Origin of the sequence: Streptomyces sp. NP-1717, from assembly GCF_022695985.1 — a bacterium.
GTDB lineage: Bacteria > Actinomycetota > Actinomycetes > Streptomycetales > Streptomycetaceae > Streptomyces.
In genome coordinates this window covers 1-19,195 of sequence record NZ_JAAPBF010000135.1, presented here as the reverse complement: position 1 = coordinate 19,195, position 19,195 = coordinate 1, and the positions used below count along the sequence as shown (strand labels likewise).

19 protein-coding genes are annotated in these 19,195 nt (G+C 72.0%); 11 read left to right on the top strand and 8 right to left on the bottom strand.

The window, feature by feature from the left end:
• Positions 1–39 precede the first annotated feature (39 nt).
• Genes GXP76_RS23750 through GXP76_RS23735 form a run of 4 tightly spaced genes read left to right on the top strand, consistent with a single transcriptional unit; the run spans position 40 to position 6,197 of the window.
• Positions 40–1,920 (top strand): methylmalonyl-CoA mutase family protein, encoded by a 1,881-nt coding sequence (locus tag GXP76_RS23750; protein ID WP_242573615.1) that lies wholly within the window; start codon positions 40–42, stop codon positions 1,918–1,920.
• A complete protein-coding gene (scpA, locus tag GXP76_RS23745; protein ID WP_242573614.1) occupies positions 1,917–4,118 on the top strand; it encodes a methylmalonyl-CoA mutase in 2,202 nt (733 codons plus the stop codon). Before GXP76_RS23750 ends, scpA begins: the two co-directional genes overlap by 4 nt.
• Positions 4,119–4,122: 4 nt before the next feature.
• Positions 4,123–5,133, top strand: coding sequence for a methylmalonyl Co-A mutase-associated GTPase MeaB (meaB, locus tag GXP76_RS23740; RefSeq protein WP_242573613.1), 1,011 nt, complete (start codon positions 4,123–4,125; stop codon positions 5,131–5,133).
• Positions 5,130–6,197, top strand: a complete 1,068-nt coding sequence (locus GXP76_RS23735) for an enoyl-CoA hydratase/isomerase family protein (RefSeq protein WP_242573612.1) — start codon at positions 5,130–5,132, stop codon at positions 6,195–6,197. Before meaB ends, GXP76_RS23735 begins: the two co-directional genes overlap by 4 nt.
• Before the next feature lie 29 nt (positions 6,198–6,226).
• On the opposite strand, the gene GXP76_RS23730 is transcribed toward GXP76_RS23735, so the two are convergent.
• Entirely contained in the window at positions 6,227–6,970 is a 744-nt protein-coding gene (locus GXP76_RS23730; protein WP_242573611.1) for a TVP38/TMEM64 family protein, read from the bottom strand.
• A 129-nt stretch (positions 6,971–7,099) separates the two neighbouring features.
• Between GXP76_RS23730 and GXP76_RS23725 the strand changes: the two genes are divergently transcribed.
• From GXP76_RS23725 to GXP76_RS23715, 4 genes are all read left to right on the top strand, one after another.
• Positions 7,100–7,798, top strand: a complete 699-nt coding sequence (locus tag GXP76_RS23725; RefSeq protein WP_242573610.1) for a DNA alkylation repair protein — start codon at positions 7,100–7,102, stop codon at positions 7,796–7,798.
• Positions 7,799–7,886: 88 nt separating this feature from the next.
• The gene (locus tag GXP76_RS35695; RefSeq protein ID WP_277993732.1) at positions 7,887–8,018 is read left to right on the top strand and encodes a hypothetical protein; all 132 of its coding nucleotides are present in this window, start codon (positions 7,887–7,889) and stop codon (positions 8,016–8,018) included.
• Between the two features lie 98 nt (positions 8,019–8,116).
• Entirely contained in the window at positions 8,117–9,295 is a 1,179-nt protein-coding gene (tuf, locus tag GXP76_RS23720; RefSeq protein ID WP_242573609.1) for an elongation factor Tu, read from the top strand.
• 90 nt (positions 9,296–9,385) lie between these two features.
• Positions 9,386–10,231: a spermidine synthase gene (locus tag GXP76_RS23715; RefSeq protein ID WP_242573608.1), complete on the top strand. Its 846-nt coding sequence runs from the start codon at positions 9,386–9,388 to the stop codon at positions 10,229–10,231.
• Positions 10,232–10,296: 65 nt separating this feature from the next.
• Here GXP76_RS23715 and GXP76_RS23710 read toward each other — a convergent pair whose 3' ends face one another.
• Entirely contained in the window at positions 10,297–11,355 is a 1,059-nt protein-coding gene (locus GXP76_RS23710) for a hypothetical protein (protein WP_242573607.1), read from the bottom strand.
• 93 nt (positions 11,356–11,448) lie between these two features.
• Here GXP76_RS23710 and GXP76_RS23705 point away from each other — a divergent pair, with 93 nt between their 5' ends.
• Positions 11,449–11,901 carry a DUF4442 domain-containing protein gene (locus GXP76_RS23705; protein WP_242573606.1) on the top strand — a complete coding sequence of 151 codons (453 nt, stop codon included), beginning with the start codon at positions 11,449–11,451 and terminating at the stop codon, positions 11,899–11,901.
• A gap of 132 nt (positions 11,902–12,033) precedes the next feature.
• Positions 12,034–12,708, top strand: a complete 675-nt coding sequence (locus GXP76_RS23700) for a DedA family protein (protein ID WP_242573605.1) — start codon at positions 12,034–12,036, stop codon at positions 12,706–12,708.
• A 28-nt stretch (positions 12,709–12,736) separates the two neighbouring features.
• On the opposite strand, the gene GXP76_RS23695 is transcribed toward GXP76_RS23700, so the two are convergent.
• Positions 12,737–13,267 (bottom strand): gamma carbonic anhydrase family protein, encoded by a 531-nt coding sequence (locus GXP76_RS23695; RefSeq protein WP_242573604.1) that lies wholly within the window; start codon positions 13,265–13,267, stop codon positions 12,737–12,739.
• 180 nt (positions 13,268–13,447) lie between these two features.
• On the opposite strand from GXP76_RS23695, the gene GXP76_RS23690 reads away from it, so the two are divergent.
• Positions 13,448–14,674: a cytochrome P450 gene (locus GXP76_RS23690; protein WP_242573603.1), complete on the top strand. Its 1,227-nt coding sequence runs from the start codon at positions 13,448–13,450 to the stop codon at positions 14,672–14,674.
• A 66-nt stretch (positions 14,675–14,740) separates the two neighbouring features.
• On the opposite strand, the gene GXP76_RS23685 is transcribed toward GXP76_RS23690, so the two are convergent.
• From GXP76_RS23685 to GXP76_RS23665, 5 genes are all read right to left on the bottom strand, one after another.
• The gene (locus tag GXP76_RS23685; protein ID WP_242573602.1) at positions 14,741–16,039 is read right to left on the bottom strand and encodes a cytochrome P450; all 1,299 of its coding nucleotides are present in this window, start codon (positions 16,037–16,039) and stop codon (positions 14,741–14,743) included.
• Complete coding sequence (locus GXP76_RS23680; protein ID WP_242573601.1) at positions 16,036–16,650, bottom strand: ATP/GTP-binding protein; 615 nt, start codon at positions 16,648–16,650, stop codon at positions 16,036–16,038. The genes GXP76_RS23685 and GXP76_RS23680 overlap by 4 nt, the downstream gene beginning before the upstream one ends.
• Positions 16,631–16,990 (bottom strand): DUF742 domain-containing protein, encoded by a 360-nt coding sequence (locus GXP76_RS23675; protein WP_242573600.1) that lies wholly within the window; start codon positions 16,988–16,990, stop codon positions 16,631–16,633. The genes GXP76_RS23680 and GXP76_RS23675 overlap by 20 nt, the downstream gene beginning before the upstream one ends.
• On the bottom strand, positions 16,987–17,409 hold the full coding sequence (locus GXP76_RS23670; protein ID WP_242573599.1) for a roadblock/LC7 domain-containing protein: 423 nt from the start codon (positions 17,407–17,409) through the stop codon (positions 16,987–16,989). Before GXP76_RS23670 ends, GXP76_RS23675 begins: the two co-directional genes overlap by 4 nt.
• Before the next feature lie 148 nt (positions 17,410–17,557).
• A partial coding sequence (locus GXP76_RS23665; protein ID WP_242573598.1) for a sensor histidine kinase KdpD occupies positions 17,558–19,195 on the bottom strand: 1,638 nt, incomplete at its 5' end.

Below are 19,195 nucleotides of genomic sequence, written 5' to 3'. Positions count from 1 at the left end.
ACCTGATAACCGCCGAACGCGCTGCCCTAACATCTCGGCATGACGCTCCTGCCCGACAGCGGGCTATCGCTGGCAGCCGAGTTCCCCGAACCGACCCATGACCAGTGGCAGGGTCTGGTGGAGGGCGTACTCAGGAAATCCGGCCGGGACGTCTCGGGCACCGCCGCCGAGGACGCACTCTCGACAGCGCTCGAAGACGGACTGACCACCCGTCCCCTCTACACCGCCGCCGACGACCCCGGCGACGGGGGACTGCCGGGCTTCGCGCCCTTCACCCGGGGCGGCACCCCCGGCGGACCCGCGCCCGGCGGCTGGGACGTACGCCAGCGCCACGCGCGCACCGACCCCGCGCGCACCAACGAAGCCGTACTCGCCGACCTCGCCAACGGCACCACCTCCCTGTGGCTGGCCGTCGGCCGGTCCGGCGTGCCGGTCACCGGCCTCGCCGACGCCGTCGACGGGGTCTACCTCGACCTCGCCCCGGTCGCGCTCGACGCGGGCGACGAATTCCCCGAGGCGGCGGCCGAGTTGCTGCGCCTGTACGACGAACGCGGCGTTCCGCGCGGGGAGGCGTGCGGCACCCTCGGCGCCGACCCGGTCGGCCTCCTCGCCCGCACCGGCCACGAGGCCGCCGGCCTCACGGACGCCGCGGCGGAACTCGCCGGGCTGTGCCACCGCGAGTACCCCGGACTGCGCGCCCTCGTCGTCGACGCCCTGCCCTACCACGAGGCCGGCGGCTCGGCCGCGCAGGAACTTGGCTGCTCGCTCGCCGCCGGTGTCGCCGCGCTGCGCGACCTCGACGCCGCGGGACTCTCCGTCGAAGCGGCCTGCGGCCAGCTGGAGTTCAGGTACGCCGCCACCGCCGACCAGTTCCTGACCATCGCCAAGCTCCGTGCCGCGCGCCGGCTGTGGTCCCGCGTCGCGGAGGTCAGCGGTGCCGGACCGGCCGGCGCCGCCCAGCGCCAGCACGCCGTCACCTCGTCGGTGATGATGACCCGGCGCGACCCGTGGGTGAACATGCTGCGCACCACGGTCGCCTCGCTCGCCGCCGGGGTCGGCGGCGCCGACTCCGTCACCGTGCTGCCCTTCGACCACAGCCTGGGACTTCCCGACGCGTTCGCCCGGCGCATCGCCCGCAACACCTCGACCATCCTGATCGAGGAGTCCCACCTCGGCCGCGTCATCGACCCGGCGGGCGGCTCCTGGTACGTCGAGCGGCTCACCGACGACCTCGCGCACGCCGCCTGGGCCTGGTTCCAGGAGATCGAACGGGCCGGCGGCCAGCGCGCCGCGCTGCGTGGCGGCCTGGTCGCCGAACGCCTCGCCGCGACCTGGGCGGCCCGCTCCGAGAAACTGGCACGCCGGCGCGAACCGGTCACCGGCGTCAGCGAGTTCCCCCATCTGGCCGAAGCCCCCGTCGTACGCGACGCGTCACCCCCGGCCGCGACCGGCGGACTGCCCACCGTCCACCGCGACGACGCCTTCGAGACCCTGCGCTCCCGCTCGGACGCCCACCTCGCGTCGACCGGCGCCCGCCCCCGCGTCTTCCTGGCCGCCCTCGGCACGGCCGCCGCGCACACGGCGCGGGTGACGTTCGCCTCGAACCTCTTCCAGTCCGGCGGAGTCGAACCGGTCCACGACCCCGTCACCGTCGACGCCGCCACCGCCGCCGACGCCTTCGAACGCAGCGGCGCCGCCATCGCCTGCCTCTGTTCCAGCGATCCGCTCTACGCCGAACAGGCCGGGGACGTCGCCGCGGCACTGAAATCGGCCGGTGCCACCCGCGTGTACCTCGCGGGACGCCCGGGCGAACTGCGCGAGAGCCTCACCCGCGCCGGAGTCGACGAGTTCGTCGCCGCCGGCGGGGACGCCGTCGCCCAACTCACCTCCGCCCTCGACCACATGGGAGTGGCGCCATGACCGTCCCCGACTTCACCGGCATCGACCTGGGTCCCGCCACGCCCACGGGCGGACACGAGGACCAGTGGCGCACCGCCGTCAAGGAGAGCACGGGCAGGAGCGACGCCGACCTCGTCTGGAACACCCCCGAGGGCATCGACGTCAAACCGCTCTACACCCCGCAGGACCTCGCGGGCCTCGACTTCCTCGGGACGTACCCCGGCATCGCGCCGTACCTGCGCGGCCCGTACCCGACGATGTACGTCAACCAGCCCTGGACGATCCGTCAGTACGCCGGATTCTCCACCGCCGAGGAGTCCAACGCCTTCTACCGGCGCAACCTCGCGGCCGGGCAGAAGGGCCTGTCCGTCGCCTTCGACCTGCCGACGCACCGCGGCTACGACAGCGACCACCCGCGCGTGACCGGTGACGTCGGCATGGCCGGCGTCGCCATCGACTCGATCTACGACATGCGCCAACTCTTCGACGGCATCCCGCTCGACCGGATGACCGTCTCGATGACCATGAACGGCGCCGTCCTGCCCGTACTCGCCCTCTACATCGTGGCGGCGGAGGAGCAGGGCGTACCGCCCGAGAAGCTGGCCGGGACCATCCAGAACGACATCCTCAAGGAGTTCATGGTCCGCAACACCTACATCTATCCGCCCGCCCCCTCGATGCGGATCATCTCCGACATCTTCGCGTACACCTCGCGGAAGATGCCGCGCTACAACTCCATCTCCATCTCCGGCTACCACATCCAGGAAGCCGGCGCGACGGCCGATCTGGAGCTGGCCTACACCCTCGCCGACGGCGTCGAGTACCTGCGCGCCGGACTCGACGTGGGCCTCGACGTCGACGCGTTCGCACCCCGGCTCTCCTTCTTCTGGGCCATCGGCATGAACTTCTTCATGGAGATCGCCAAACTGCGCGCCGCGCGGCTCCTCTGGGCCAGGCTCGTAAAGAAGTTCGACCCCAAGAACGCCAAGTCGCTGTCGCTGCGCACCCATTCACAGACCTCCGGCTGGTCCCTCACGGCGCAGGACGTCTTCAACAACGTCCCCCGTACCTGTGTGGAGGCGATGGCCGCCACCCAGGGCCACACCCAGTCGCTGCACACCAACGCCCTCGACGAGGCGCTGGCCCTGCCCACCGACTTCTCCGCGCGCATTGCCCGCAACACCCAGCTCCTGCTCCAGCAGGAGTCCGGCACCACCCGCGTCATCGACCCCTGGGGCGGCAGCGCCTATGTGGAGAAGCTGACGTACGACCTCGCGCGCCGCGCCTGGCAGCACATCGAGGAGGTCGAGGCGGCCGGCGGCATGGCGCGGGCCATCGCGGAGGGCATCCCCAAACTCCGGATCGAGGAAGCGGCGGCCCGCACCCAGGCAAGGATCGACTCCGGGCGCCAGCCCGTCATCGGCGTCAACAAGTACCTCGTCGAGAGCGACGAGCAGATCGAGGTCCGCTCCGTCGACAACTCCTCCGTACGGACACAGCAGATCGCCAAACTGCGCCGGCTGCGCGACGAACGCGACGAGGCGGCCTGCCAGGACGCGCTGCGCGCCCTCACCGGCGCGGCCGAGGCCGGATCGACCCAGGGGCTCGAAGGCAACCTGCTGGCCCTCGCCGTGAACGCGGCATGCGCCAAGGCCACCGTCGGCGAGATCTCCGACGCCCTGGAGAAGGTCTACGGACGGCACTCCGGCCAGATCCGTACCATCTCCGGTGTGTACAGGAACGAGGCCGGCACGTCACCGGCGGTCGAGAGCACCCGGGACGCCGTCGAGCAGTTCGAGCGCGCCGAGGGGCGGCGCCCGCGCATCCTCGTCGCCAAGATGGGCCAGGACGGCCACGACCGCGGCCAGAAGGTCATCGCCACCGCCTTCGCCGACCTCGGCTTCGACGTCGACGTCGGCCCGCTGTTCCAGACGCCCGGTGAGGTCGCGCGGCAGGCCGTCGAGGCCGACGTGCACATCGTCGGAGTGTCGTCGCTGGCCGCCGGACACCTCACGCTCGTGCCCGCCCTGCGCGAGGAACTCGCCCGCGAGGGCCGCGAGGACATCATGATCGTCGTCGGCGGCGTGATCCCGCCCGGCGACATCGACGAACTGCACCGCGCGGGTGCCGCGGCCGTCTTCCCGCCCGGCACCGTCATCCCCGACGCAGCGCGGGACCTCCTCACCACCCTGGCCGCCGCCCTCGGCCACGAGCGGTGAGCCGGTGACAGCTCGGACCGGCATCGACATCGACACCTACACCAAAGGGGTGCTCGACGGCTCCCGTTCGGCCGTCGCGCGCGCCATCACCCTCGTGGAGTCCACCAGGGCCGACCACCGGGAACTCGCCCAGCGGCTCCTGACCGCGCTGCTGCCGTACTCCGGCACGGCACGCAGGATCGGCATCAGCGGCGTGCCCGGCGTCGGCAAGTCCACCTTCATCGACGCCCTCGGCACGATGCTCACCGGCCTCGGGCACCGGGTCGCCGTCCTCGCCGTCGACCCGTCGTCCAGCAGGACCGGCGGCTCCATCCTGGGCGACAAGACCCGCATGGAGCGCCTGGCCGTCGACCCGGCGGCCTTCGTCCGGCCCTCACCCACCGCCGGCACCCTCGGCGGGGTCGCCAAGGCCACCCGCGAGACGATCATCGTCATGGAGGCGGCCGGCTACGACGTCGTCCTCGTCGAGACCGTCGGCGTCGGCCAGTCGGAGACCGCCGTCGCCAACATGGTCGACTCCTTCCTCCTGTTGAGCCTCGCCCGTACCGGCGACCAGCTCCAGGGCATCAAGAAGGGAGTGCTGGAACTGGCCGACCTCATCGCCGTCAACAAGGCCGACGGGCCGCACGAGCGGGACGCGAGGTCCGCCGCGCGTGAACTCGCGGGCGCGCTGCGCCTGATGCACCCCGCCGACGCCGCGTGGACCCCGCCGGTGCTGAGTTGCAGTGCCCGTGAGGGCACCGGGCTGGACGCCGTCTGGGAGCGACTGGAACAGCACAGGAAGGTTCTCGACACCAGCGGACGCCTCGGGCGCAAGCGCAGCGACCAGCAGGTCGACTGGACCTGGTCGATGGTCAGGGACCACCTGCTGGACCGGCTGCGCGGCCATCCGGGCGTACGCGAGCTGGCTCCCGCGCTCGAACAGCAGGTGCGGGAGGGCTCGTTGACGGCGACGCTGGCCGCCGAGCGGATCGTCGAGGCGCTGGACCTGCCGGCCGGGGGAGAGGACCGATGACCGCACGACCTCCTACGGAGGACGAGACCGTCCTCGTACGCCGCGACGGACGCGTGGGGCGGCTCACGCTCAACCGGCCGCGCGCCCTCAACGCCCTCACCCACGCCATGGTGTCGCGCGTCGACGCCGCGCTCACCGCGTGGGAGCGGGACCCGGACGTGGGCGCGGTGGTCATCGACGGCGCCGGCGGGCGCGGACTGTGTGCGGGCGGCGACATCCGGTCGATCCACGAGGACGCGCGTACGGGCGGCGCGGCGTCGCCCGCGTTCTGGCGCGACGAGTACCGCCTCAACGCCCGCATCGCGCACTGCCCGATGCCCTACGTCGCCTTCATGGACGGCATCGTGATGGGCGGCGGGGTGGGGCTCTCGGCCCACGGGGACGTCCGCGTCGTCACCGAACGCTCCCGGGTCGCCATGCCCGAGACCGGCATCGGCCTCGTACCGGACGTCGGCGGTACGTATCTGCTCTCCCGGGCACCGGGCGAGCTCGGCACGCATCTCGCGCTCACCGGCGCGGCGGTGGGCGCCGCCGACGCGATCCTCTGCGGGCTCGCCGACCACTACGTGCCCTCCGGGCGGCTGCCGGGACTGGCGGGCCAACTCGCCGAAACGGACGTGCCGGTGGCCGTACGGCGCCACGAGTCCGCGCCGCCCGAGGGGGAGCTGGCCGCCGACCGCGAGTGGATCGACGCGTGCTACGCCGCCGACTCGGTGGAGGAGATCGTGGACCGGCTCTTCGCGAGCGGGCACCACGGGGCGAAGCAGACGGCGGAGACGATCCTGACGAAGTCACCGACCGCGCTGAAGGCGACGCTGGCCGCCGTACGGAGGGCGCGGACCGCGAAGACGCTGGAAGAGGTGCTGGACATGGAGTACCGGGCGTCGTGCGCGGCGCTGCGGACACCGGACCTGGTGGAGGGGATCAGGGCGCAGGTCATCGACAAGGACCGGACGCCGAGGTGGGTGCCGGGGGAGCTGGGCGCCGTGACGCAGGCGGACGTGGCGCGGTTCTCGGAGGTGCCGCCGGGCGGCGACCTGGGGCTGGCGGGCGGACTCTCCTGAGCCCGCCCGACGGTGGAGGGCGGAGCCGGTCAGGCGACCGGCTCCGGGACCCTGGCCTCCGTGGGCGCCGGGGTCGCGGGACGCAGCCGGTGGCGCTTGAACCAGGCCAGCGTCCCGGCCCCCGCGCCGGTCAGCACGATGAACCCCATCGCCAGCAGGAACGCGGGGGACGTCGGCGACCCCGCCTCGCTCCCCGCGATCACGTACGCCGCCGTGTTCGGGACGGAGCCGATGGCCGTCGCCAGCAGGAACGGCAGCCAGCCCATCCTCGACACCGCCGCGCAGTAGTTGGCGGCCACGAACGGGACCCCCGGGAACAGCCGTACCGCCATCATCGAGCGGAAGCCGTGCCGGCTCAACTGCCCGTCCGCCGCCGTCAGCCAGCGGCCCCGCAGCAGCGGACGCAGCGCCTCCTGACCGAGGAAGCGGCCGAGGCCGAAGGCGATGCCCGCGCCCAGCACCGTTCCCGCGATCGCCGCCGGGAGCCCGAGCTGCGTACCGAACAGGGCACCCGCCGCGAGGTTGAGCAGCGGACGCGGCACGAAGGCCGCCGTGCACACCCCGTAGGCCGCGGCGAACAGCACCACGGCCGCGCCGCCGCTCAGCTGCGGCCAGCCGGCCGAGACGAATCTCTGCGGCTCGTAGACCAGCACCGCGGTCCCCGCGCACGCCAGCAGGAGCACGAGGAGAGAGAGCCTGGACCAGGGTGAGAGCAGCACCCTCGTCCAGCGGACCGTGAGGCCGGCGGACGGCCTGTCGACAGGGTCGAGCATTCGGGGAGACTAACCGACGACGAGATGTGATTGTCATCAAGAGGCGGGAGACAACCGCCACTCGGGCGGTCGCCCGGCCCCGCCGGAGAGCACCACGTGTTGTCAGTGGCGGCGCATAACCTGCATGTCATGACCCTCGCACCGCCTCCCAGCGCCCTCGCCGACACCGTGCTGGAACGGCTCGTCGTCAGTTACGCCACAGCGGCCGATCCGGTGCGGGCCGCGCGGTCGGCCGCGTATCTCAAGGACATCGCCCCCTTCCTCGGCATCCCCGCGCCCCAACGCCGCGCGCTCTCACGGCAGGTGCTCGACCGGCTGCCGCGTCCCGACGAGACGGACTGCGCGGCGATCGCCCTGCGCTGCTGGGAGCTGCCCGAGCGGGAGTACCAGTACTTCGCGGTCGACTACCTCCGCCGTCACACCGGCCGGCTGTCGTCCGGCTTCCTGCCCGTCGTCCGCCATCTCGTCTCCACGCACTCCTGGTGGGACACCGTCGACGCACTCGCCGCCCATCTCGCCGGCGGACTCGTCACCGCCGACCCCGCGCTCGCGGCCGAGATGGACGCCTGGATCGAGGACGAGAACCTGTGGATCGCGCGCACCGCGCTGCTGCACCAGCTCACCTACAAGGACGCCACCGACACCGGGCGGCTGTTCGGCTACTGCCTCCGGCAGTCCGGGCACCGCGACTTCTTCATCCGCAAGGCGATCGGCTGGTGCCTGCGCGAGTACGCCAAGACCGACCCGGCCGCCGTCCAGGACTTCGTCGCGGGCGCCCGCGACCGGCTGCCCCCGCTCTCCGTGCGCGAGGCCCTGAAGAACCTCTGAGCCACGTGCCCCCGGGGCCGCCGGACCACGGAGCCGTACGCCCATAAATCCGTCGACGCGGCGGCGCCGGTCGGACATCATCGACGACATGTTCCGGTACGCCTTTCACGCAGCGTCGTCCGCGGTCGCGGACGCGCCGAAGGCTGCCGCGTTCCTGGCGGCGCACGCGGAAGCGGCGGAGGCCGCCGCGGCGGCGCCGCTCGACGGCGCCCGAAGCTGACCCTTCCCGGATCGTCCGGCGGACCCCACAGGGGGAGGGTCGGCAAGGCCCCGGGGGTCCCCTTCACGCTTCGAGTTCCTGGAAGGAACACGTCAGCCATGCCCAAGACGGCATACGTGCGCACCAAGCCGCACCTCAACATCGGCACCATGGGCCACGTCGACCACGGCAAGACCACCCTGACCGCGGCCATCACCAAGGTCCTCAGCGAGCGCGGGACCGGCACGTTCGTGCCGTTCGACCGGATCGACCGGGCCCCCGAGGAGGCGGCGCGCGGCATCACCATCAACATCGCGCACGTCGAGTACGAGACGGACACCCGGCACTACGCGCACATCGACATGCCCGGTCACGCCGACTACATCAAGAACATGGTCACCGGCGCGGCGCAGCTCGACGGGGCGATCCTCGTCGTGTCCGCGCTCGACGGGATCATGCCGCAGACCGCCGAGCACGTACTGCTCGCCCGGCAGGTCGGCGTCGACCACATCGTCGTCGCCCTCAACAAGGCCGACGCGGGCGACGACGAACTGACCGACCTGGTCGAGCTGGAGGTGCGCGAACTGCTCAGCTCGCACGGGTACGGCGGGGAGAGCGTCCCCGTCGTCCGGGTCTCGGGGCTGCGGGCGCTGGAGGGCGACCCGCGCTGGACGGACGCCGTGCGGGCGCTGCTAGACGCGGTCGACACCTACGTGCCGGTCCCCGTCCGGTACACCGACGCGCCGTTCCTCCTCCCGGTGGAGAACGTCCTGACCATCACCGGCCGCGGCACGGTCGTCACCGGCGCCGTCGAGCGCGGCACGGTGCGCGTCGGCGACCGGATCGAGGTGCTCGGCGCCGAGTCCGGGCCGCAGCTCAGTACGGTCACCTCACTGGAGACCTTCGGGAAGCCGATGGAGTCCGCCGAGGCGGGCGACAACGTTGCCCTGCTGCTGCGCGGTATGCCACGCGACGCGATCCGCCGGGGCCATGTGGTGGCCGCGCCGGACAGCACGCGTCCCAGAAGGCGGTTCACCGCGCGGGTGTACGTCCTGTCGGCGAAGGAGGGCGGACGCACGACGCCGGTGACGACGGGGTACCGGCCGCAGTTCTACATCCGCACGGCGGACGTGGTCGGTGACATCGACCTCGGCGACCTGGCCGTCGCGCGGCCCGGTGACACGGTCTCCCTGACCGTGGAGCTGGGCAGGGACGTGCCGCTGGAGTCCGGGCTCGGCTTCGCGATCCGCGAGGGCGGACGCACGGTCGGCGCGGGCACGGTGACCGAGCTGCTCTGACCACCGGCGGCCCGATGGCGCCCGTCTCCCCCGCTCCGGGGAGGGACGGGCGCTGTCGGGTCCGCGGGGCATGGCACGCACAATGGGGCGGTGAGCGAAGCCATCCCCGTCATCCGGACCGTCGACTGCGGCACCGCCCGGCTGCTGCCGGACGTGGACCGGGAACGGGCGTGGCTGCTGACGGTCGACGGCGCGCCCCAGTCGTACGTCGACCTGGACGACCCGACCCATCTCGAATTCGAGTACACCCGGCGCCTCGGGCACGTCGTCGACCGCGTCGCCGACGAGGGCGAGCCGCTCGCCGTGCTCCATCTCGGCGGCGGGGCCCTCACCCTGCCCCGTTACGTGAGCGCGACCCGGCCCGGCTCGGCTCAGGACGTCGTCGACGCCGACGGGGCGCTGCTCGCCCTGGTCGCCGAGGAGTTGCCCCTCCCGGAGGGGGCCGGGATCGCCGTGCACGACGCCGACGCCCGCGCCTGGCTCGCCTCGGCGCCGGCCCGCTCGGTCGATCTGCTCATCGGCGACGTCTTCGGCGGCTCACGGGTGCCCGCCCATCTGACGTCCGTGGAGTACGCGCGCCTGGCCGAACGGGTGCTGCGGGACGACGGCCTCTACGCGGCCAATCTCGCCGACGGCGCGCCCTTCACCTTCCTCACGTCCCAACTGGCCACGTTCGCCTCGGTGTTCGAGGAGATGGCACTCATCGCCGAGCCGTCGGTGCTGCGCGGGCGCCGCTTCGGCAACGCCGTACTCCTCGCCTCCCACGCGCCGATCGACACGGCGGCCCTGGCCCGCCGGACCGCCTCCGACGCCTTTCCGGCGCGCGTCGAACACGGGGAGTCGCTGCGGCGGTTCACCGGGACCGCGCCGATCGTGCGGGACGCCGGCGCGGTGGCGTCGCCCGAGCCGCCCGAGGGGGCGTTCGGCATCGGCTGAGCCCCGGGCCCGGCGCGTACGCGGGACCCGGGGCTCAGTGCTCGGGGCTCAACCGTTCCGGTGGGCTACTCGGCCAGCCGGACGGTGCTCATGATCTTCATCAGCGTCTCGTCGGGGATCTCGTCGTCGACGCCCCTGGCGCCGTACAGGACCCACGTCGTGAAGTCGCCCTTGGCGTTGGTGAAGGTGAAGGCGATCGACTTGCCGTCGGTGTCGCACTTCTCCTTCTTCGGCAGGCCCGTGCTCGCGGCCGTCGAGTAGTGACCCTTGAGCCCGGCCTTGGTCGTGTACGCCTTGGACTTCTCGACCTTGATCGCCTTCTGCTGCTGATCCTTGGTGGCCTCCTGCGCGTACGCGGCCCAGACCCAGCTGCCGGACTCGTTGCTGGCGGCGGTCGCCGTGTCCTTGGCGCCCTTGCCGCCCTTGGTGCCGGTGCCGCCGAGGCTGACGTCCTCGATCTCGCCGTCCTGGTCCGTGTCCTGCTCGCACCAGGCGGTCTTCAGGAAGGCCGGCGCGGAGAAGGTGATGGCGGGGGAGCCGTCACCCTTCTCGACGTCCTCGAAGCCCGAGAAGGTGTCGGGCTTCTCGACCACCCAGTCGGCGGGGACGTCGAACTGCGTGCCGTGGTTGGGGTTGGTGACGACCTTCCAGCCCGCGATGGTGGGCTTGCCCACGCCCGAACCGTCGCGCGGGTTGTCCTCCGGCGTCTCCTTCTCCTTCGGCTCCTTCGATGCGGAGGCCTTGGGGTCGTCGGCGACGTTCGTGGACTTGTCGTCGTCCTTGCCGAGCACGAAGAAGCCCGTGGCCGCCGCCGCGACGACGACCGCCGACGCCGCGATGATCGCGACCATCTTCGTCCGCTTCTTGTCCTGCGAGGGATCGGGTCCGCCCGGCCCGCCGTGCCCCGGCACCGCGTACTGCTGCGGCACGGTCGGCTGCTGGTACGGGTTGGGCGGCTGCTGTCCCGGCTGCTGCGGGTAGCCGGGCTGCTGCTGATACCCAGGCTGCTGATATCCCGGCTGCTGGTAGGGATTCGGCTGCTGGTACCCCGGCTGCTGGTACGGGTTGGAATTCGGATCCTGCGGGTTTTGCTCGCCCCCGGGCGGCTGCTGTCCTGGCCACATGGCGAGTAACGATAGATGGGCCGTCCCCGCACTGCTACGGCCGCCCTGTCGCAGGATGGCAACTGACGCTACTCGTGAGTAATATAATCTCGTATGAGTTCCGATCAGATGACCGTCGGCGAGATGCTCGCCGCCACCGTTCCCATGGCGAGGACTCTCCACATGGAGTTCCTCGAAACCACCGCCGAGCGCGCCGTCGTACGGCTTCCGGACCAGCCCGCCTTCCACAACCACGTCGGGGGCCCGCACGCCGGCGCGATGTTCACCCTCGGCGACACCGTCAGCGGCGCCGTCGTCCTCGCCGCCTTCGGCGACCAGCTCGCCCGCGCCGTACCGCTCGTCGTCAAGGCGGAGATCGGCTACAAGAAGCTCGCCATGGGCGTCGTCACGGCCACCGCCACCCTCGGCCGCCCGGTCGCGGACGTCGTCGCCGAACTCGACGCGGGCGGGCGCCCGGAGATCCCCGTCACCGTCGTCTTCAACCGGGAGGACGGTGCCGTCACCGGCGAGATGACCATCGTCTGGACGCTGCGCCTCAACACCTGACCGGGCCGCCGCCGGCGACCGGGGCGCGGTCCGCCCCGGTCATCGAAGGGTGTGTCCTACAGGTAGGCTGCCCGGCGTGCGCCTTCCAGGCGCACGCCGGGCAGCGGCACACCGACACAGGAGGAACCGGTCTTGCACGTCCAGGAGTGGCTGGAGACCGTACCGGCGATCAGTGTCTACGCCCTGGTCGGCGTGGTGATCGGGCTCGAAAGCCTCGGTATCCCGCTGCCGGGCGAGATCGTCCTCGTCAGCTCCGCCCTGCTGGCCTCGCAGCACGGTGACATCAACCCGTACATCCTCGGCGCGTGCGCCACCGCCGGCGCGATCATCGGCGACTCGATCGGGTACGCCATCGGCCGCAAGGGCGGCAGACCGCTGCTCGCCCGGCTCGGCGGGAGGTTCCCGAACCACTTCGGTGAGGCGCAGATCGCCATGGCCGAGCGGTCGTTCCAGAAGTGGGGCATGTGGGCGGTCTTCTTCGGCCGTTTCGTCGCCCTGCTGCGGATCTTCGCCGGGCCGCTCGCCGGAGTGCTGCGGATGCCCTACTGGAAGTTCCTCGTCGCCAACGTCCTGGGCGGAATTGTCTGGGCCGGGGGCACCACCGCCGTCATCTACTCGCTGGGCATCGTCGCCGAGGCATGGCTGAAGCGCTTCTCCTGGCTGGGCCTCGTCCTCGCCGTGATGATCGGCCTCACGTCGATGCTCGTCATCAAGAACCGCGCGAAGAAGGCGTCGGCGCGGGGCGGGACCCCCGCCGAGGGCGCGGCGGGTCCGCTCGACCCGGCGCCCGCACCCGCCACCGACTGACGGCCGCCCGCGCGCTCGCCGTCCGCCCTCAGTCCTCGTACACGGCCCGATGCCGCTTCGCCAGCTCCAGATAGACCGCCGCGTTGAGCTTGATGCCCTCGCGCTCCTCCTCGGTCAGCTCCCGCCTCACCTTGGCCGGCACGCCCGCGACCAGCGAACCCGGCGGTACGCGCATCCCCTGCGGCACCAGTGCCTGCGCCGCGACGAGTGAACCCGCACCGATGTGCGCCCCGTTCAGCACGGTGGCGCCCATGCCGACCAGCACGTCGTCCTCGACCGTGCAGCCGTGCAGCACGGCGTTGTGACCCACCGAGACCCGCTCGCCGATCGTGACGGGGGAGCCCGGGTCGACATGGACGGTGCAGTTGTCCTGGATGTTGCTGTCGGCTCCGATGACGATCGGACCCCCGTCGGCCCGCAGCACCGTGTGGTACCAGACGCTCGAACCGGCTGCCAGGCCGACCTCTCCGACCACCACCGACGTCGGCGCGACGAACGCCGTAGGAGCGATCACGGGCTCGTGTCCGCCCACACCCGCGATCAGTGCCCGCTGTGTCATGCCGTCTCCTCCGCCTGCCGTCCGTCCGGCGCCCATTCACGCGTGCGTCCACCGGAACCGTAAGCGACGCGGGGCCCCGCTCCGGCACCAGGTCGCCAGGACACCCCCTGTCTGAACTGACGGCGAGTCAATAGCCTGGCCCGTGGTGAACCTTGCCGTCGCTTCAACCGAGGGAGCCCCATGGCCACCGCACAGCAGGTCCCCGACATCCTGTCCGCGGAGTTCGCCGCGAATCCGTACCCCGGCTACCGCAGAATGCGCGAGAGCGCGCCGCTGATCTGGCACGAGGCCACCAACAGCTACCTCATCTCCCGGTACGAGGACGTGGAACGGGCCTTCAAGGACAAGGCGTCGGCGTTCACCACCGAGAACTACCACTGGCAGATCGAGCCCGTGCACGGGAAGACGATCCTCCAGCTGAGCGGCCGGGACCACGCCGTACGCCGCGCGCTCGTCGCTCCCGCGTTCCGCGGCAGCGACCTGGAGGAGAAGTTCCTGCCGGTCATCGAACGCAACTCCCGCCGGCTCATCGACGCCTTCCGGCACACCGGCGGCGTCGACCTGGTGGACGGGTTCGCCACCCGCTTCCCCGTCGACGTCATCGCCGAGATGCTGGGACTCGACCGGGCCGACCACGCCCGCTTCCACGGCTGGTACACCACCGTCATCGCCTTCCTCGGCAATCTGTCCGGCGATCCCGAGGTGACCGCCGCGGGGGAACGGACCCGGATCGAGTTCGCCGAGTACATGATCCCGGTCATCCGCGCCCGCCGGGACGATCCGGGCGACGACCTGCTGTCCACACTCTGCGCCGCCGAGGTCGACGGGGTACGGATGAGCGACGAGGACATCAAGGCGTTCTGCAGCCTGCTGCTCGCGGCCGGCGGCGAGACCACCGACAAGGCCATCGCCTCGATCTTCGCGAATCTGCTGCTCCACCCGGACCAGCTCGCCGCCGTACGCGAGGACCGGACCCTGATCGACCGGGCGTTCGCCGAGACGCTGCGCTACACCCCGCCGGTGCACATGATCATGCGGCAGACCGCCGAGGAGGTCGCCCTCAGCGGCGGCACCGTACCGGCGGGCGCCACCGTCACCTGCCTCATAGGCGCGGCCAACAGGGACGCCGACCGCTTCGCCGAGCCGGACATGTTCGACATCTTCCGCGACGACCTGACCACGACGACCGCGTTCTCCGCCGCCGCGGACCACCTGGCCTTCGCGCTCGGGCGGCACTTCTGCGTCGGCGCGCTGCTCGCCAGGGCGGAGGTACGGGTGGGGGTCGGGCAACTGCTCGACGCGATGCCCGGGTTGCGGCTGGCCGACGGCTTCGACCCGGTCGAGCAGGGGGTGTTCACCCGGGGCCCGAAGTCACTGCCGGTGGAGTTCACCCCCGTCGCGGGCTGACCCGCCACGCGTTCGCCGGACGGGCTCCGCCGAGCCCGTCCGGCGCGGGACCGCGAGGGCGGCGTCTCAACCCACCACCGGCGTGAACTCCACCGGCAGCGCTGTCAGACCACGCATCCAGATCGACGGCCGCCACCTCAACTCGCCCGGCGACACCGCCAGTACGACATCCGGCAGCCGCTCCAGCAGCGTCTCGACCGCCGTACGGGCGATCACATCGGCCAGCAGCGGCGCCGGATACGGACACCGGTGCTCGCCGTTGCTGAAGGACAGATGCGCCGAGTTCTCCGCGCCGATGTGCCCGTCGGGCCAGATCTGCGGATCCGTGTTGGCCGCCGCCAGCCCCAGGACCAGACAGTCACCCGCCCTGATGTGCCGGCCGCCCAGCTGTGTGTCGCGGACCGCCCACCTGCCGATGAAATTCTGCGTCGGGGTCTCCAGCCACAGCACCTCGTTGAGCGCCTGCCCGACACTCAGCCGCCCGCCCGACACGTTCAGCGCGAACCGGTCGTCGGTCAGCAGCAGACGCAGCGTGTTGCAGATCCAGTTGGCCGTCGGCTGCTGCGCCGCCGCGATGACCGAGATCAGGTCCTGGACGATCTCGTCGTCCGCCAGCCCCGCCGGATGGCCCAGCATCCGTGAGGTGACGTCCGAGCCGGGCCGGGCGCGCTTCTCCCGCACCAACCCCTGGATGCGTTCCTGCACCCGTACGTAGGCCGAGACCGGGTCGTCCCCCTCCGCCGCGTCCAGCGACACCCGCAGATCGTGGACGAGCCCCTCGGTGTCGGCGCCGCCCGCCGGCATGCCGCACATCCGGACGGCAGCCCGCATCGGCAGCGCGTGGGCGTAGGCGGCCATCAGCTCGGCGACCCCGGAGCCCGCGAACGCGTCGATGAGCTGCTCGGCGATCTGCCGGCAGTCGTGGGCGAGTTCGAACTGGTCGACCGCTTCGAGGGCCTCCGTGATCACACCGGCCCGCCGCCGGTGCTCGGCGCCCTCGGTGAACAGCACGGACGGCTGGTGGCCCACGTACGGCAGCAGCGGCCAGTCGGCCGGGATCGCCGGCCACTGGTTCCAGCGGCGCGAGTCCCGCGCGAACAGTTCGTCGTGGCTGGTGACATAGCTGACCTCGGAGTAGCCGAGGACCAGCCACGCCGGGATGCCACCGTCCAGCAGGACGGGGGCGATCGGGCCGTGTTCCCGGCGCAGGCTGCGGTAGAGCTGCGACGGGGTCTGCTGGAATTCGAGACCGCTCAGCGGTACCGAGTCCCGGTGCGCGGCGGGGCAGCCGGGCGGCGGCTGCGCCCGCGGGGGCGCCTCCGGCGCGTCGAGTGGATCGGACCAGTGGGTGTGTGGATCGGTCATGGCGTCAACTCCCGTGCCATCGCCAGTTCGTACAGGTGGTCCACGAGGGCGATCAGGACGTTCTTGCCGGACGAGCGGACCCGCGCGTCGCAGTCGATCAGCGGGACGTGCCCGGGCAGCGACAGCGCCTGCCGGATCTCGTCGAGCGAGAACGCGGAGATGTCGTCGTCGAACCGGTTGACCGCGACCACGAACGGCGTCCCGTGGTGCTCCAGCCGGTCGATCGCGTACCAGGACTCGCTCATCCGCCGGGTGTCGACCAGGACGACCGCGCCCAGCGTGCCCGAGAAGAGGCGGTCCCACAGGAACCAGAACCGCTCCTGGCCCGGCGCCCCGAACAGATAGAGCACCACCCGGTCGCTGAGGCTGATCCGGCCGAAGTCGAAGGCGACCGTCGTCGTGGTCTTCGTGGTGAGTCCGGCAGTCTCGTCGACACCCACGCCGGCCTGCGTCATCACCTCCTCGGTGTTGAGCGGACGGATCTCGCTCACCGACCGCACGAGAGTCGTCTTGCCGGCCCCGAAACCGCCCACGATCACGATCTTCAGTCCGGTCTCGGCGGCGTCGGTCAGTGGGGTGCGGGCGGGCAGCTCAGAGGTTGCGGAGTCCATGGAGCACCTCCTTCAAGAGGGCCGGGTCGGGAAGGGCGGAGGCGGAAGGCGTCACGCGCGGATGACGGGCCGTGATCCGGCCCGTCGCCCGGAGGTCGCCGAGCAGGATCCGTACGACCGTCACGGGCAGTCTCAGCTCCGCCGAGATCTCCACGACCGCCGTGGGATGCCGGCACAGGTCGAGGATCGCCCGGTGTTCCGACTGCGTCCCCCGGTCCGGCGCGCACTCGCTGACGATCAGCGTCACCAGGTCGAACGCGTCGTGGCCGGCCCGGCTGCGGCCACCGGTGACGGTGTACAGCCGGTCCGGATCACCGGTGTCGACAGGCCTGCGGGTCATGACGGGGCGGCCTCGGAGGACACCGGGGTCCGGGGCTCGGCCCGCAGATGCTCGCCGATCTGATCGACCAGCTCGGTCATCTGATGGCCCACCACGCCGGGGTCCGCGCCGTCCTCGGCGACCACCGCGAGATGCGCGCCGTCGCCCGCCTCCACGATGAACAGCAGGCCGCCGTGGAACTCGGTCATCGAGTGGCGTACACCGCCGACGCCGTTGCCGAACTCGACGGAGGCGCCCTGGGCGAGCGCCTGGATGCCGGAGCAGATCGCCGCGAGCTGGTCCGCCTGGTCGAGCGTGAGATGGCGGCTCCAGCAGAGTTTGAGCCCGTCGCGGGAGAGCACCAGGGCGTGCCGGGTGCCGGGGGTGCGCTCCAGCAGGCTCTCCAGGAGCCAGGTCAGGCTGTTGTCGGTCGTTGGCATGGGGTGCATGGGTTGCGTGGGACGGCAACCGCCGGGGGAGGCGGATCACCGGCCCGTGCCTCCAATCTCACATCGCTCGCGTTCGCTGACGGGATCGGCGCCTGGTGCGCCCGTGCTTCCGGCGCCGTACGGGGGAACGGGAGGCGTCTCAGGACGTGTCGCCGGGTTCGGGCCCGGGCTCCTCGAAGACGCCGTCCACGGGAAACCGGGCACGGTGGAAGGCCCCGAACTGTGATCCGGCGTCACGGCCCGGCGGGACGGCCCCGGACGCCGGGCCGTTCCCCGGCCGGCCGGGGTCGCCCGTGCCGTCCGCGGGCGACCTGTCGCGGTCCGCCGCCGCCATGGTGCGCCCCGGGGGCCGTACGGGCAGCCCGCCCGAAGTCGCCACCCTGGGACCGTTCCCCGGCCTGGCGGGCGACGGCGGCCCGGCGGGCAGCGGCATGGGCAGCGGCACGGACGGGGGTGTGACGGCGGGCTCGGTGACCCCGGCCGCCGGTACGGGCGCGGCGTGCCGGCCCCGCGCGTCGGACGCGGCGCTCCGCTGCTGGGCCAGCAGCTGCGGCGGGAAAAGCACGACCACGCCGGTGCCGCCGCGCGAGGAGGGGCGGAAGTTGACGCTCAGGTGGTACTTGGCCGCGAGCCGTCCCACGACGGCCAGACCGAGGCGGGTGCCCTGGAGGGACGCCAGGTCGTTGGCGCGTCCCGACACCGACTCCTCGGCGCGCCGCATCGCCGCGTCCGCCATCTTCAGTCCGCTGTCCTCGATGGTCACCACGATCCCCGCGGAGCGCTCCTCGACGTAGACGTGCACCTCGTCGATCGGCGGGGAGAAGTTCGCGGCGTTGTCCATCAGTTCGGCCAGCAGGTGCATCACGCCCTCGGCGGCGAATCCGGCGACGGCCGCGGTGCTGGAGCAGTGCAGCCGTACCCGACGGTAGGCCGCGATCCGGCCGACCGCGCCGCGCAGGACGCTCTCCATCGGGATCGGCTTGTTCCAGGCGCGGCCGGCCCGGCCGCCCATCAGCAGCGCCAGCCGGTCGGTCATCAGCCCGAGCTGCGAGGTGTTGTGATCGAGCTTCAGGAGATCGCCGAACACCTCCTCGCCGTGACGTTCCTGCATCTCGCGCAGATCGGCCAGCATGCTCACCGCCTTGGCCTGGACCCGGCTCAGGGCCTTGGCGCTGGCCGCCTGGGCGGCGGAGCCGCGCCGCTCGCTGACGGCGAAATCCCGTACGACCGCCTCGGTCAGGACGCGGAGCCGCGGATCGGACGGCCGTTTCAGATCGGCCAGTACGGTGTCGGCGCTCCGGCCCTCGCGGAGACCGCCGAGCGCCGTGGGCAGCGTCACCGCCGACAGGACGTCCAGATCGTCGGCGATCCGGCCGAGCCTGGCCACCGCTGCCTCGTGGCCGGCGGTCGCGGCGGCGGCGCGGTGCTCGCCGAGCGCCACCTCGTCGGCGAACGCCCGCAGGAACCGCTGGAGTTGGGGATCGGTCGGCGTGGGGACGCCGGCGAGCGTCTCCTCGGTGCCCGCTCCTTCGCGGAGACGTTTCACCACGGTGGGGAGCGTGACGTTCACCAGATGGGCCGACTCCGCGTTGTTCCTGGCCACGCGCGCGTGCAGGGCCTGGAGTTCGGCGCCGGCCGCCGCCGAGCCACGCCGGTGGCGCCGCAGCAGCAGTCCCGCTCCGGCGACGACGGCGGCCAGGATCACCCAGGCGACGGTGAGCGCCGTCAGCGTCCAGGCGCGCGCGGCGGCGGGGGCGGTCACGCTCGCGGCACCGGC